At 53.1% G+C, this 15,593-nt stretch carries 13 protein-coding genes and 1 tRNA gene; all 14 read left to right on the top strand.

What is annotated here, in order from left to right; translation table 11 throughout:
- Positions 1-189: 189 nt before the first annotated feature.
- The 14 genes from CVU77_08205 to glmS all read left to right on the top strand — a co-directional run bounded on the left by CVU77_08205 (position 190) and on the right by glmS (position 15,593).
- Positions 190-1,401: a hypothetical protein gene (locus CVU77_08205; protein PKN00865.1), complete on the top strand. Its 1,212-nt coding sequence runs from the start codon at positions 190-192 to the stop codon at positions 1,399-1,401.
- A gap of 118 nt (positions 1,402-1,519) precedes the next feature.
- Positions 1,520-3,262 (top strand): hypothetical protein, encoded by a 1,743-nt coding sequence (locus CVU77_08200; protein PKN00864.1) that lies wholly within the window; start codon positions 1,520-1,522, stop codon positions 3,260-3,262.
- A gap of 73 nt (positions 3,263-3,335) precedes the next feature.
- Positions 3,336-4,094 carry a hypothetical protein gene (locus CVU77_08195; protein PKN00863.1) on the top strand — a complete coding sequence of 253 codons (759 nt, stop codon included), beginning with the start codon at positions 3,336-3,338 and terminating at the stop codon, positions 4,092-4,094.
- A gap of 58 nt (positions 4,095-4,152) precedes the next feature.
- A complete protein-coding gene (locus tag CVU77_08190) occupies positions 4,153-5,370 on the top strand; it encodes a hypothetical protein (GenBank protein ID PKN00862.1) in 1,218 nt (405 codons plus the stop codon).
- Positions 5,371-5,635: 265 nt separating this feature from the next.
- Positions 5,636-5,707, top strand: a tRNA-Met gene (locus tag CVU77_08185).
- Between the two features lie 12 nt (positions 5,708-5,719).
- Positions 5,720-6,691, top strand: a complete 972-nt coding sequence (gene tilS, locus CVU77_08180; protein ID PKN00861.1) for a tRNA lysidine(34) synthetase TilS — start codon at positions 5,720-5,722, stop codon at positions 6,689-6,691.
- Entirely contained in the window at positions 6,657-7,220 is a 564-nt protein-coding gene (gene hpt / locus CVU77_08175) for a hypoxanthine phosphoribosyltransferase (protein ID PKN00860.1), read from the top strand. The genes tilS and hpt overlap by 35 nt, the downstream gene beginning before the upstream one ends.
- Positions 7,217-9,091, top strand: a complete 1,875-nt coding sequence (locus CVU77_08170; GenBank protein ID PKN00859.1) for a cell division protein FtsH — start codon at positions 7,217-7,219, stop codon at positions 9,089-9,091. The genes hpt and CVU77_08170 overlap by 4 nt, the downstream gene beginning before the upstream one ends.
- The gene (gene folE / locus CVU77_08165; GenBank protein ID PKN00858.1) at positions 9,030-9,644 is read left to right on the top strand and encodes a GTP cyclohydrolase I FolE; all 615 of its coding nucleotides are present in this window, start codon (positions 9,030-9,032) and stop codon (positions 9,642-9,644) included. The genes CVU77_08170 and folE overlap by 62 nt, the downstream gene beginning before the upstream one ends.
- 150 nt (positions 9,645-9,794) lie before the next feature.
- Positions 9,795-10,577, top strand: a complete 783-nt coding sequence (gene folP / locus CVU77_08160) for a dihydropteroate synthase (protein ID PKN00867.1) — start codon at positions 9,795-9,797, stop codon at positions 10,575-10,577.
- Between the two features lie 11 nt (positions 10,578-10,588).
- Positions 10,589-11,356 (top strand): TIGR00159 family protein, encoded by a 768-nt coding sequence (locus tag CVU77_08155; protein ID PKN00857.1) that lies wholly within the window; start codon positions 10,589-10,591, stop codon positions 11,354-11,356.
- A gap of 113 nt (positions 11,357-11,469) precedes the next feature.
- Complete coding sequence (gene glmM / locus CVU77_08150; protein PKN00856.1) at positions 11,470-12,810, top strand: phosphoglucosamine mutase; 1,341 nt, start codon at positions 11,470-11,472, stop codon at positions 12,808-12,810.
- Between the two features lie 243 nt (positions 12,811-13,053).
- A complete protein-coding gene (locus tag CVU77_08145; protein PKN00855.1) occupies positions 13,054-13,770 on the top strand; it encodes a pyridoxine 5'-phosphate synthase in 717 nt (238 codons plus the stop codon).
- Positions 13,758-15,593, top strand: coding sequence for a glutamine--fructose-6-phosphate transaminase (isomerizing) (gene glmS / locus CVU77_08140; protein PKN00854.1), 1,836 nt, complete (start codon positions 13,758-13,760; stop codon positions 15,591-15,593). The genes CVU77_08145 and glmS overlap by 13 nt, the downstream gene beginning before the upstream one ends.

Below are 15,593 nucleotides of genomic sequence, written 5' to 3'. Positions count from 1 at the left end.
GGCGATTTTACAACCCCCGTACCCCCTTTGTTAAGGGGGAATTTACCATTGTCCGACGCCGCGCCTTCCATTCGCCGCCGCTTTTGTCTTTTCTATTCACTGTTCACACTCTTTGTCGTACGACGTTTTCTTTTCACGCCCCGATTATGGTAAAATGACCTCGTGGTACGGCATCTTCGCAAAACACTTATGGACGAAAAAGACGAAATAAAAAATTACGGCTCCCCCGACTCCGTGCTTAAGGAACTTATGCACGCGGAAAAGTCCGTGGCGGAAGAATCCCTGCGGCTTGCCAAGCGTCGTTTCGACCGTGAGCGCGAACGCTGGGAAAAAGTCATAGAAACAAAACATCGGGAGCTTCTCTCGATGCAGCACCGCCTGGAGCTTTCCGAGGCGAAGACGCGGGTCGTCGAGAAGAAATTCGACGAAGAACGCGAAACATCCATTGACCGCATCCGTTCGCAGGCCGCCGAACTTGAGACGCAGCGCATGAATCAGACGCGCAGATGGGCCTCCGTCGAGGAAGAAGTCAAAAAATACCGGACGGAATCGGATTCGCTGCGAGCCGCTCTTACATCCTTACGCTCGGAGTTGTCCGACCTGCGCCGGAAATACTCCGACGAAGACAGACGGCTCAAAGACGAAATATCGGCCGGAGAAGAAAAGATTCTGGCGCTCAAAGAAAAGATTCTGGCCGACGAGCAGTCATACCTTAAAGAAAAGTACGAACTTAAAGAAAAGATAACGGTATCGGAAGAAAAGCTATCGCGCGCCGAGACCGCGCTCAACGACGAAAAATTGCACCGCGGGAAACTCTCCGCCAAAATGGACGAAGAGGTAAAAGCCCTCAAAGAATCGCTTCTTGAAAAAATAAAAGTCATAACATCTCTGGAAGAATCCCGCATAGAGGAAGAACGTCTCCGCATCCGCGCCGAGGAGCGCATGTCCGCCACCGAACTTGAAGCCAGCAACCTGAAGGCCTCGGTCGACGAAGAACGCCGCGCGTTTGCCAAACGCGCCGAGGAAGACCGCGCCGTCTCCGAAGCTAAAATTAAAGAAATCTCCGTTGCCGCCCGCGTCGCCGCCGACGACGGCGAAAGCCGCTCGGCCAAAATGTCGCGCTCTATCGAGTCGCTTGAAAAAGCGCTCGCCGAGGAGCGGGCGGCTAAGATTGTAATCGAGCAAAAAGCCGCCGAAATCCGAACCCGCCTCGATGAAAAAACAGTCGCGGAAAGCGAGCTTAAACGCCGCCTCTACACACTGGAACTCGAGCGCAACAGCGAAATTAACCGTCACGACTCCGAAATCCTTTCCAAGGAGCGTGTAATCAAGCGTCTGGAGTCCCAGGTGGATAAACGCCGCGTCCACACTGTCGTCGACGGTCGTGAAGAAAAAAAGTGACTTTGTTCACACTTGCCTCCGGATATTGACTTTTGGGCGGATTTCTGGTAACATAACAGGCAAGTAAGACGTTTGGATTTTACAGTAAAACGGCCGACACTGCCGGGAGGGCTTTTATATGAACAATAAAACAATTTCTATGATTTTATCGGCTGCGATTTTTGCTTTGGCCATCGCCGCAAAGGACGCTTTCGCCCAAAGACAGATATCGACCTCCGTGGGTGACGTCAAAATACTTTCGGCCGGCGCGGAACGTCCCGCGGCCTCCGGAGAAAAACTTGCCGTCGGCGACAAAGTAAAGACATCCGCGGCTTCACGCGTTGAAATACTCGACGGCGAATCCAAAGTATGGGTCAGAGAGAATTCCGAAGTGGAAATATCCAACGCTCCGGAAAAAGAAAGTGTGTTTTCTCTTTTGGTCGGGCGCCTTCGCGCCAAAGTGAAGCTTATGCAGGGATCAAAGTTTAACGTCAGAACCCCCGTTTCGGTGGCTTCCGTCCGCGGCACGGATTTCGCGATGGATTCCGGCGGGCAACTTTTAGTTTTTGAAGGCGCGGTTGATTTCGGCGATTTGGCTATGTCCGCTCCGTCCGTCGTGGAAGCCGGAATGCTGGCTAAATTCGACGATACGGGGTCAATACAGAAAGAGGCCGTGAGCCCCGAGCAGATGCAACAATACGAGCAGGAATGGCAGGACGCCGTCGGCGCTCCTTCCGGCGATCAGGGCAAAGCTCCGTCCGAGGGAGAAAAATCGGAGGATAAGAAAAAGGCCGAAGTCGCCGCCGAGAAAGATGAAATAGCCGCCGAAATGGCCGAGATGCGCCGTGAAATCCGCGAAATGGTGCGCGAAATCCGCAGCGACATCGTCTTGACGCGCGACCTGACCAACGAAATTAAACAGGCCGATATAGCGTCGGGTCGCACGCTCATAGACCGCTTCGGCAATCTTGTGCGTGTTGAACAGCAGCTGCTCCGTCCCACGAACGACACACTCCAGATAGTCAACATAACCAAGAGGGACTCGTACAAATATTCAGGATTTTTTCCTGGCGCCTACACCGGGCCGTCGAGCGCCCGCGTCGACATAATGGATTCACAGGTTACTTTTTCGCAAGCCGTGCCGTCCGACATAGCTAAATGGCCGGCGTTTTTCGGAGACGGCGGAGCCGGAAAGGATATAAAGGTAGACAAGACCCGCGTGTCTATGTCCAACAGAACCGATACCATAATGACCGTAGGCACAAGAAAAACGGTTACCGAAGATGAGACATACACCTACTGGGTCAACGGCCAATGGGCGGTGATATCGGGCGACGGCAGTGTGTGGGTCGACGGACATTGGGAAACGGAGACCAGAACCGTCACAAAAGACAAAATGGACGGCGAAGTCACCATAAACGGCTGGAAAGTCAATAAGGATTACGACCCCAAATTGGACGGCCATGTCGGCAAAGAAACCGGCGTGGCTATTTCCGATGATGAATCGCTTGAACTGACCCAATTCGCCATGTGGGCCAAATCGCCGGAAATAAAAGTGGAAAAAGACGGTGTGACGAAATATGTTTCCATGTGGACGGAAAACTACGGCATAAACAACTCCGGAGGACTTTTGTCCGAGGCGTCGTTCGCTTCTGCCGATTCCAATCCTTTCGACACATTCAAAAAAATAGCGTTTCAGAACGTGCTATTTGTAAAAGAGATAAATAAGGACACCGGAGCCGTCACGGGCGACTTATTCGGCGGGCGCAATATCGACCTTGTTTACACTCCGGATCTGGCCGTGGCCGCGGCGACAAAACTGCTGACCAGCGGAGTGGATTTTGGAAAATTCAAAACTTCCGATTCAAGCTCCAGCCAGTAAAATTGAGCCGTTTGACGCAGTCGGAATGGTTTATTGACAAATCCGTCCGGTTTTAGTAGAATAATCAGGCAATATGATAAAACGTCTGTTCGGCATCCTCGCAGTTTTTTCTTTGTTTGCGCTGTTTCTGTCCCATCCGCGCCCGGCGTTGGCCGAAGGCGAATCCATACCTCCCTTCGCATTTGAGATGGCCACAAAGTTTCTGGACAACCCCGCCGACCTGCTTTTCAATTTACACTCCGATATGGACGATTCCGTGCCCGTGCCTTCTTACCGGCGCGCGCAAGTCAGGTTCAATCTCTTTCCGTCTTTTTTGCCTTTCGCGTGGCCCGGCCTTAATCTTAAAGTCAAAGCGCTCGATGAGACCGGCTATTGGCCTCAGATAGACGTGCAAGGCCAGTACGGACAGAATGCCGCCGTGACGGTCTTAGCCGCGGCGATGACCTCTACCGACAGCGCAAAACCTTCCCTGTACGATTACTCGGTGGCGTTGATACTGACCAAGCGGCTTTCCGATAAGACGCGTATATTTTTCGGGCCCAAATATTCCTACGTGAATTTGCAGTTGAAATTCGACGAGTCGCCCATAGACAATCTCCCTGGTTTTAAGGAATTTAACGTGGCGCAATCCGAGACGTTCCTGTTTTGGGGACTTGAGCATCAGACGGGTAAAGACCGTTTTGTCACCAGCCATATCGCCTACGGCCTGCAGTACAGAAAACTTATGGCGCGCGTCGCCACTTCCTCTCCTCACTTTGAGGCGGGAATGAACATATACCCCGAAGGAATGTTCGTGATACATCCTTTTATGGCGTGGCACTGGTATTTCTGAAGACGCAATAATTTGGAGACAAGAAGCGGGCAGTTGAGAAAAAGCGAAACACCAAGAGATGAAAAAGAACGGATTGAATATTAGCGTAGCCGCGTTTGCGATTGTCGCCGTCATTTCGAGCGTTTCTTTCGCGGCGCCGAAGTTTGCGCCCTACTATAATTTACAACTGACCGAGGGTATCTCGCTGCCGTCGCGCGGGGATCTTATTTTCGACTTAAATCTCGTTAACGACTTGGGCGTGCTTGCGCGTATAAATCCCGAGCACTCGGTGCTGGGTTTCTATCAGATCAAATATACGGGGCCGGGAATCAAGAGACAGGAAGGCGAACAGTTTACCGACCGCACCATGGACCATATGTTTGTTTTCAGACATACGTGGACGACGCCGTGGGATATGAAGATAAAGTCACAGTTTGATTACTGGAAAGAATTTCGACGTTCCGGCACCAACGAACTTTGGGGCACCGGACTATATGACATGAACCGCGTGGGCGGCCTCGTCGGAGCCGAAAAGGTTTTGGGGGAGTTTAAGGTCGGCGCCGCGTTACAATACCATTCAATGCTGTTTCCCAATTATACCGACCTTGTGGCCGAAATCAGATCCACGGGCGACGACGTAACATCTTCCGAGGGCAAGCAGGATCACGCGCTCGTGCAGGTCGGCGCGACCGCCGAATGGAATAAAGTAAAAGCGGTTTTGGATCTGACCTTGCAAAATTATTTCAAGCAGAAAACCATAACCAATGTCGCTCAGGCCGACGGCACATTCTACTCCGGCGCGTTGCAGCAGGACAGCATAACATCCATCCGTGCGGGCCGCGATTTCCAGTATGGTGTCGCGGGGATTTCTCCGGAAATTAAATGGTCGGGCAGAACATCCAACCAGAATTATCTTCACTTCGACAGTGTAACTTCCACGACGCCAGCGGCAAACGGATTTTTCGGCAATTATTACTCCAATTCGCAGATAAGCATAGCGCTTCCGGTAATTGTCAGGATCACAAAAAAGTGGGACACGTTCCTGAGCTGGGAGCAGGAAATAAAATCTTACTCCGACCGCCCCGCACGCGATGAGGACGGCAATTTTCTGACGGACAAGCAGTCCAACGTTTCGCAGTACGTCTCCCTCGGATTCAACAATCATCCCAACGACGTTACCACCCTTACCTACTATTATGTTACCCAGAATTCGAGCTCCAATATGAAATATGAAAAATACTTTCCGTATAATTTCTCCGCGGCTTCATTCGGCATAAGATTTTCCTACCAGTATTAAAGCAGGCGCATAAACACATAGTATATTCGGAAACAGATATTCATCGTGTATTCAAATATGGTCGCGCGTAAAAACGCGGCTTTCTTTTTTTATGCGGAATTTGGTAACAGGTCGCATAGCAATGCGACCGCTACAAAAGTTGTAGCGGCGGGATTGCTATCCCGCTTTTCACCCTGCGGGTGACCGCCCGTAGGTGTGGCGCGGGAATGACAGGGAGGGGAATTTTGTCTTGTCGCGGCGTTTTTTGTAGAATACAGTTTCAATTGGCAGGGTAGCTCAGTGGTAGAGCAGCGGACTCATAAGCCGTTGGTCGTGGGTTCGACCCCCACCCCTGCCAGTTTTCTTTTTTATGATGGAAAAATCCTTCGCCGAAATCGTCAAAAAAAAGCGTCTGATTCCGCGCGGGTCTAAAATACTCGTGGCCGCTTCCGGCGGGCCGGATTCCGCGGCTCTGGCGCTTTTGCTGCATAAATATCGGGCGCTTTTCGGCCTCGCCTCCGCCGAACTTGTGTACTTTGACCACGGGCTTCGCTCGCGCAAAGAAATAGCGGGGGACATCGCCGTCGTGGAAAAACTTTCCGCCGCCACCGGTTTTCCGTCGGCGATAATAAAAATCAAAATCCCGCGCGCCGGAGCGTCCGTGGAGAATAAAGCCCGTAAAGAGCGCTATCGGCTGCTTGAAAAAATCGCGCGCTCCGGCGGATACGATATCGTAATGACCGCGCATACCGCCGACGACAACGCCGAGACCCTGATTATGCGTTTGCTGCGCGGCACCGGACTTAAGGGACTGGGCGGGATACCTCCCGCGCGACACCTGGCGCGGGGAATCGAATTGATTCGCCCGCTTGTTTTTTTCAGAAAAAAAGAACTGCTCGATTTTTTACGCCGCAGGCGTTTCGGATACTCTTCGGATTCCACCAACAGAGACGAGCGGTTTTTGAGAAATGCCGTGCGCAAAAGAGTGATTCCGGAAATGGAAAAACTCAATCCCGCCGTAGTCAGGCATCTTTCCAACCTGGCCGAAATGCTCTCGGGCGACTCGGATTTTCTGGAGGAGGCGGCGGCGGCAGCTTACGGCAAAGTTGTTTCCGGCGGAGTTCTTGATTTGAAAAAGTTTTTTCGGTATAATGTCTCCGTCAGAAGCCGCGTCGTCGGAATATGGCTCGGCGAGTTGAATGATTTTGCGCTGACTCGTACGGTCGACGGTTTTCTGTCGGATTCCGCCGCCCGCGTCCTGAAAACAGGCGGTTTGTCGCTAAAAAAAGAAGGCGGTCGCGTCATAAATGAAACTCTCCTTAAATCCTCTCGACGACATTGAACGCGTTCTTATCGACGAAGAAGCCATCCGCTCGAAAGTAAGGGAACTCGGCGCGGCTATCTCGCGCGATTACGCCGGCAAGGACCTTACGCTTGTTTCCATCCTCAAAGGCAGTGTCGTTTTTCTTGCCGACCTTCTCAGAAATATATCCACTCAATGCAGTATTGACTTTATATCGGTATCCTCGTATAAGGGCGAGCCCGAATCGTCGGGGGTGGTCCGGATGATAATGGATTTAAGGGAGTCGCCCGTCGGGAAGAATATTCTTATCGTAGAAGATATAGTAGATACCGGCTACACGCTTGATTATCTTTGCCGCAACCTTTTGACCCGCGGGCTGAATTCGCTGGCGGTCTGCGTTTTGCTGGACAAAACGGCCGCGCGAAAAAAAGAAGTGCGCGTGGATTACAAGGGGTTCGACGTGCCGAATGAGTTTCTCGTCGGGTTCGGGCTCGATTACAAAGAGCGTTATCGCAATATTCCTTTTGTCGGGGTTCTTAAACCCGAAATATACAAGAAGGCGAAATGAAAGATCGTAACTGGGGCGGATTTCTTGTCTGGGTGCTTCTTTTTCTGGGGATATTCTTTTTTATGAGAATGTCCCGCGAGTCCGTTCACGAAAAAGAAATCCCATATTCCGAATTCCACGAAATGCTCAAGGCGGGGCGAGTGGCTTCCGTGAGTGTGAAGGAAAATCTTATCAAGGGAGAATATACCGACGCCGGCGACAATCAAAAAAAATTGCGCTTCAAGACGGTTCCTCTGCCGGATTCCCGCCTTGCCGAAGAACTCGGCAGCCACGGCGTGGCCAGTTATTCCGCCGAGAGCGGCGCCGGATGGTTAGCGACGGCGCTTCTTAATTTCGGTCCGATAATACTGTTTATTATTTTCTGGCTTTTTATGCTCAAAAATATGCAGGGCGGCGGAAAACAGGCCATGACTTTCGCCCGAAGCCGCGCCAAGCTCCGCTCCGAAAAAGACACAAAAATAACCTTCAAGGACGTGGCCGGCTGCGACGAAGCCAAGGAAGAGTTGCAGGAGATAATCGAATTTTTAAGGGACCCCAGAAAGTTTCTGCGTCTCGGCGGCAAGATACCCAAGGGCGTGCTGCTTTACGGGGCGCCCGGCACCGGCAAAACACTGCTCGCCAAAGCAGTGGCCGGCGAGGCGGGGGTTCCGTTCTTCTCGTCATCGGGATCGGAATTCGTCGAGATGTTCGTGGGTGTGGGCGCTTCCAGGGTCAGAGACCTTTTTGAGCAGGGCCGCAAGAGCGCGCCGTGTCTGCTTTTCATCGACGAAATAGACGCGGTGGGACGTCACCGCGGCGCCGGACTCGGAGGCGGTCACGACGAAAGAGAGCAAACGCTCAATCAGATTCTTGTTGAAATGGACGGCTTCGACACCAAAGAGGGCGTCATACTTATAGCGGCCACAAACCGTCCCGACGTGCTTGATCCGGCGCTTCTTCGTTCGGGGCGTTTCGACAGGCACGTAAACGTGCCGACCCCCGACCTGAAGGGCCGCGAGGAAATTTTAAGGGTGCACTCGGCAATCGTGACGCTGTCGCCGGTCGTCGATATAAAAGTAATCGCCCGCCGCACTCCGGGTTTTGTGGGCGCCGACCTTGCGAATCTTGTAAACGAAGCGGCGCTTCTGGCGTCACGCCGCAACCTCGAGGCCGTCGGTATGAAGGAACTTGAGGACGCCATCGACAGGGTCATCGCGGGGCCGGAAAAGAAATCGCGGATGATATCCGAACAGGAAAAAAATATAATCGCTTATCACGAAGCCGGTCACGCGCTGGCCGCCAAGATGATACCGGGCACCGATCCCGTTCACAAGGTTTCCATAATACCCCGCGGTCCCGCTCTGGGATACACGCTTCAGCTGCCCCTTGAAGACAGATACCTGACTACGCGCTCCGAGATTTTCTCCCGTTTGGCGGTTCTTTTGGCCGGGCGTTCCGCCGAGGAACTGATTTTCGGCGAGATTACCACCGGCGCGCAGAACGATTTGGCCAAGGCCACCGATATCGCCCGCAAGGTTGTCTCCGAATTCGGCATGAGCGAAAGAATCGGGCCGCTTTCGCTCAGACGGCCGGAAGAAGAAATCTTTTTGGGAAAGGAACTGGCCCGCCCGATGCATCTTTCCGAAAAGACGCTCCAGATCATAGACGAAGAAGTAAAAAAAATCGTCGAAGACGCCAAATCGCGCGTATATAAAGTGCTCGAAGAAAACAAACATCTGCTCGAACGCCTGGCTAAGTATCTCGTAGAAAGAGAAGTGCTGGATTCCGAAGATGTGGATGACATAATAAATGGAAGAGAACCTAAAAAAAATGGCAAAGAAAACATCGGCGAAGCTCCCGCTGCCGCATTACCCGCGGCGAGCGCGACCTGAGAAAATAAAGAGTATTATCCGTGAGTTGCTGGCGGCCCTGGGCGAGGACCCGGACAGGGAAGGTTTGCGGGAAACACCGCGCCGCGTGGCCGATTTTTACAAAGAGGCGCTGGCCGGTTCCCTCGGAGATCCGCGAAAACTTCTGAAACTTCAGTACGAGGACGAAAATCACGAAGAGATAGTGCTCGTAAAAGACATTCCGATATATTCGTTGTGCGAACATCACCTGCTGCCATTTTTCGGCCGCGCCCATATCGCCTATATTCCCAAGAAGGACAGATTGCTCGGGATATCCAAGCTTGCGCGCCTTGCCGAGGCGTATTCGCGGCGTTTGCAGCTGCAGGAAAGAATAACTCAGCAAATCGCCTCCGACATTATGGAGGTCGCCCGTCCTTACGGCGCGATGGTCGTGATAGAGGCGGAGCATTTCTGTATGACGATGCGCGGAATAAAAAAGCCGGGCGCCAAAGTGGTCACGTCGGCGGTAAAAGGCGTATTCGCGTCCGACCAGAGAACCCGCGCCGAGGCGATGTCGCTTATAACGGGCCGCTGATCCGGAAAAACCGAGATTATGAGATTGGGAAATTAGGGAATTGGGGGTAAACCTGATTACTCAATTTCTTAGTCGCAATATTTTTTATTCTTTATGAGGTTTCTTGCCCGCAAAAGAATTTTCGAGGCCACTCCGCGACGGCCGCTGATTATGGGAGTGCTCAACGTTACGCCGGATTCGTTTTATGACGGCGGCAGATATTCGGCGCTTGAAGCCGCGATTTCAAGGGCGCGCGAAATGCTCGACGAAGGCGCCGACATAATCGACGTCGGCGGCGAATCGACCCGTCCCGGGTCATACGGAGTTTCCGCGGACGAAGAAATCGCGCGTGTTGTGCCGGCGATAGAATATATCGTATCACGTTTCTCCGCGACTGTTTCCGTGGATACCTCAAAGCCCGAAGTCGCCGAGGCGGCAGTCGCCGCCGGAGCCGCGATAATAAACGACGTTACCGCTTGCGGCCTTTCCGGAGGCCGTATGGCCGACGTAGCCGCTTCATCAGGCGCAGGTCTTATTTTGATGCATATGAAGGGCGCGCCGCCGTCGATGCAGACCGGGGTTATAGAGTACGGCGACGTCGTGGCCGAAATCAAAGAATATCTTGCCGGACGGGTAAGGTTTGCCGTATCCGGAGGCGTTGCGCCCGAGAATATCGCCGTTGACCCCGGGATAGGATTCGGTAAAACTCCCGCGCACAATATGGACATCATCCGGCGTCTCGGCGAGTTCGCCGATGTCGGCAGGCCGGTGCTTGTGGGCGCGTCCAGAAAATCTTTTCTGGGGAGCATAAAAGGCATGGAAAATCCCGACGACAGATTGTTCGGGACGCTTGCGGCGCATCTGGCGGCGGTGTCTAACGGAGCGTCGATAATAAGGGTTCACGACGTGCGCGCGCACTCTGAATTTTTCAGGACACTGGCGGCCATCGGGTAACCGGCATCATTATGGACATCATAACGGGAATCTGGAAAAACATCATCGTGCACGCGCTCGACGTGGCCATAGTCAGTTACCTTATTTACCGGCTGCTTCTTCTTTTTCGCGGCACGCGCACGATACAAATATTTTTGGGGATAGTGTTGTTGTTCCTGGTTACAATCGCATCGAAGCTTCTGGGGCTAAGCTCTTTTCACTGGATACTCAACCAATTCTGGCTGGCCGGAATGGTTATTGTGGCCATAATTTTTCAGCAGGAGATACGCTCGGTTCTGGCTTTTCTGGGCGCGCGGCCCTTAAAAAAGTTTTTTGTGACGGATAACGTGGAGTTTATCCACGAGGCGATTGCGGCGGTCAGAGAACTTTCGGCCAACAGGGTGGGTGGCATAATAGTTTTTGAACGCAAGACCGGCCTTATGAATTATGTTGAATCCGGCACAATACTCAACTCGAACGTCAGGAAAGAACTTCTTGTGACTATTTTCACGCCCAAAACGCCGCTGCACGACGGCGCCGTGATAATCAGCAATACAAAACTTATGGCCGCCGGATGCGTGCTGCCTTTGTCTCTTGAAAAAGACATTCCGCACGGCGCCACAAGACATCGCGCGGCGCTGGGGTTGAGCGAAATTACGGATTCCGTCGTCGTTGTCATTTCCGAAGAGACGGGCCGGGTGGCCATGGCGGAAACCGGACAACTGAGATATAATGTAAGTCCCGACGACGTGGAGAAAAAACTTATCGGAATATTCGAGGACCATAAGAAAGTAAAATGAATAAAAAATTCATAGAGCGGTTGAAAGAGAACGTAGAACTCAAGATTATCGCGGTGATTTTCGCCATCCTCATCCGGGTCTATATCGGGACCAATTAAAATATATCCTTATCAATGAAGCTTTTCGGCACCGACGGAATACGGGGAGAATACGGCAAGGGGTTTTTTGCCCGCGACGCGTTTTGCGTGGAGCATTTGGCCTATTGCGCGGGGAGAGTTCTCAAAAAACATTCCGCCTCCGATTGCCGTGCGGTCATAGGACGCGATACGCGCGAGTCGTCCGAAGAGATAGAAAAACGTCTGGCGGAAGGTTTTGCCGCGGCCGGCGTGTTGTTGCTGTCGGCCGGAGTGGTTCCTACGCCGGCTGTATCTTACCTGGCGCGCGCCAAAAAATTTGCGGCCGGCGTTGTCGTTTCGGCGTCGCATAATCCGTGGCGGGACAACGGAATAAAGTTTTTTTCGCCGGACGGCGAAAAATTTTCCGATGCGCTCGAATCCGAGATAGAAAAAGAGTATTTTGCTTCGGCGCCGAGAAAGCGGCCGCCGGTCAAGGCGGGATTGTACGCCGCCGATTTTTCGACGGCGGCGGATTATGAACGCTATACGGCCGGGCTTTGCGACGTCAGGTTGGACGGGCTTAAAATAGTAGTCGATTGCGCCAACGGGGCGGCTTCGACGTCAGGGCCGAAGATTTTGCGTGCCGCGGGCGCGGAAGTTGTCGTCATAAACGCGTCGCCGGACGGCAGGAACATCAACGAGAACTGCGGTTCGCTTCACCCCGAAGGAATGTCCGCCGAAGTCGTGCGAGTCGGCGCCGACTGCGGAGTGTCCTTCGACGGCGACGCCGACCGCGCGATATTTTCCGATGAACAGGGCGGCATAGTGGACGGCGACAGGACTTTGGCGGTTTGCGCGCTTCACATGAAAAAGTCCGGGCTTTTGCCGGGCGGCGTAGTCGTGGCCACGGTGATGAGCAACATAGGTTTTCTGAAGGCGATGAAGTCGTCCGGCGTGAAAGTGGCGGAATGTCCCGTCGGCGATAAAAGTGTGCGCGAGGAAATGAAGAAATCACGCGCGGTTCTGGGCGGGGAACAGTCGGGTCACGTGATATTCGGCGCTTGCGCCGCCACGGGCGACGGGATACTTACGGCGATACGGCTTTTCGGCGCTATGAAATCATCGGGCGCGAAGCTCTCCGTGATGACGGACTTCGTCAGGATTTATCCGCAGACAATTTTAAATGTCGAAGCGCGGGACAAGAAATCTTTGGAGAGTTTGCCTTTGTTTGTCGAGGCGTTGGCCGAAGAAGAAAAAAAACTCGGCGATTCGGGCAGGATATTCGTGAGATATTCCGGCACCGAGCCGCTGCTTCGCATAATGGTGGAGGGGCCCGACGGCGATGCGATAAAATCCATAGCCGCGCGGCTCAAAAAAGTTTATCTTGAATCGGTTTGATTATTTTTTTGTCTGTTCTTTTAAATCCCCGTCTGTTTCCCGAAGAATCCCCTTTGAGTGTTTATGAGTCGGGATTTTTGAGGGAATAATCGGTTCCGCATGTCCGACGAAGGCGCATTCATTTCATTTGCAGGGACAGGTCGCGACCTGTCCCTACATAATGATGCGCCGAGGAGTTCGGAACCGCCTCAAAAAACCCGACTCATACTCAACGGGGTTCGAGGGAAACAGACAGAAAAATTTATGCCCAAATTAGGCGTTAACATAGACCACATTGCCACATTGCGGCAGGCGCGCCGCGAAAGCTTTCCCGATGTCGTGGAAGCCGCGCTGGCCTGCGAACGCGCCGGCGCCGAGGGCATTACCTGTCATTTGCGCGAAGACAGACGCCACATACAGGATGCCGACGTCTACGCTCTCCGCCGCGCGATAAAAACCAAATTAAACCTGGAGATGTCCGCTTCCGACGAAATAGTGGCCGTCGCGCTCGACGTCCGACCGCACGATGTATGTCTTGTTCCGGAAAAAAGACACGAACTTACGACGGAGGGCGGTCTGGATGTCGTCGGCAACATAAAGCATTTGTCGGCAGTCGTTTCACGTCTTAAAGGCGCCGGAATAACCGTAAGCATGTTCATAAATCCGGACGCAAAACAAATAGAGGCGTCGAGGGAAATCGGGGCGGATTGCGTGGAACTGCACACCGGAAGTTACGCAAACGCCCGCTCGCCCGAAGACATCTGGAAACGTTTCGACGAGATAAAGTCGGCCTCGGTAATCGCGCTTAAAAGCGGGCTGATTCTTAATTCGGGGCACGGGCTGGATTATTCCAACGTCCGCGCGGTGGCGTTGATACCCGGGATGAACGAACTTAATATCGGATTTTCGATAATAGCGAGAGCCGTTTTTGCGGGGCTGGAAAACGCCGTAAGGGAGATGAAAAAATTATGTGCGGAATAGTCGGATACGCCGGCACAAAGAACGCGGCTTCCGTGGTGCTCGACGGTCTTAAGCGCCTGGAATATCGCGGATATGATTCCGCCGGCATAGCATCTATCGACGGGGGGAAGATAAAGGCCGTCAGAGGGGCGGGCAAAATAGCCGGGCTGGAGAAGACGCTTAAAAAAAATAAACTCGACGGGTTCGTGGGTATAGGTCACACGCGATGGGCCACACACGGCAAGCCGTCGGAGGAAAACGCTCACCCTCACGCCTCCTGCAAGGGCGATATCGTCGTAGTCCACAACGGGATAATCGAGAATTACATAGAACTCAAAAATAAACTTGCGGCAGAGGGGCATATTTTCCGTTCCGAGACGGACACTGAGGTCGTCGCGCATCTTGTCGAGAAGCATTTTGCTTCGGGCGGCGGGCTTCTTGACGCGGTAAGAAAAACTATCGGCGAAATTACCGGCGCGTACGCGCTTGCGGTGATAGCCGCCGGCCAGCCGGATTCTTTCGTCGTTGCCAGAAAGGACGCGCCGCTGATAGTGGGTTTCGGCGACGGTGAAAATTTCGCGGCTTCCGACATACCGGCCGTTCTTCCCTACACCAAGCGCGTGGCCTTTCTTGAGGACGGCGACATCGCCCGCGTAAGCGCTTCGGGAATAGAATTTTTCAACGGTTCCGCCAAAGTCGAGCGCGAAGTCGTTGTCGTCAACTGGGACTCTCTACAGGCGGAAAAGGGCGGATACAAGCATTTTATGCTCAAGGAGATATTCGAGCAGCCGCAGGCGGTGCAGGATACATTCCGCGGACGTCTTTATCCCGAAGAGGGTTTGGCGATTCTCGACGAAGAACTGGGAATGGTTTCGTCCATCGCCCCGACGCTCGAAAGAGTGCATATAGTCGCCTGCGGAACATCGTACCACGCCGGTCTCGTCGGTAAATACCTGTTTGAAAAATTTCTGGCTCTCCCCTGCGAGGTCGACATCGCCTCGGAATTTCGTTATCGGAATCCGGTGTTGGGAAAAAACACTCTCGTGATAGCGATTACCCAGTCCGGCGAGACGGCCGACACGCTGGCGGGTCTTCGTCTGGCGAAATCATCCGGAGTGCCCACGCTTGCCATAACGAACGTAATCGGTTCCACGGCTTCGCGCGAAGCGGCGGCTTCTTTGTTTACGCGCTGCGGTCCCGAAATCGGAGTGGCTTCGACGAAGGCCTTTACCGGGCAGCTTACGGCGCTGTATATGCTTTTGCTGGACTGGGCGGTTAAGCGGAAAGCCCTGCCCCGCGAGGAAATAAAGCGGATGTCCCTGGAATTATGGGACGCGCCCGTGAGAATGGCGGCGGCTCTCAAAGATTCCGCCTCGATAGAAAAACTCGCGAAGAAATTTTTCCACGCGAAGGACTTTCTTTATCTGGGAAGAAACGTAAATTATCCGATAGCGTTGGAAGGCGCCCTGAAATTAAAAGAGATATCCTACATTCACGCCGAGGGCTACGCCGCGGGTGAAATGAAACACGGCCCGATAGCGCTTATCGACGAGAATATGCCCGTAATGGTTGTCGCCACCGACAGCGCGATACGCGACAAGATACTTTCAAATATCGAAGAGGTTCGCGCGCGTTCGGGTACGGTGATAGCTCTGGTGTCGGATAACGACGATTCTTTCGACGGAAAAACCACGCACCTCATCAAGGTGCCGACAGTGCCGGAGTTTATTTCGCCCCTGATAAACGTGGTGCCTCTTCAACTCTTCGCGTATTACTGTTCGGTGCTGCGCGGAAACGACGTGGATCAACCCAGAAATCTTGCTAAGTCGGTTACCGTGGAGTGA

Source organism: Elusimicrobia bacterium HGW-Elusimicrobia-1 (genome assembly GCA_002841695.1).
In the GTDB taxonomy this organism is placed as follows: domain Bacteria; phylum Elusimicrobiota; class Endomicrobiia; order PHAN01; family PHAN01; genus PHAN01.
This window is presented reverse-complemented; position numbering and strand designations above follow the sequence as displayed.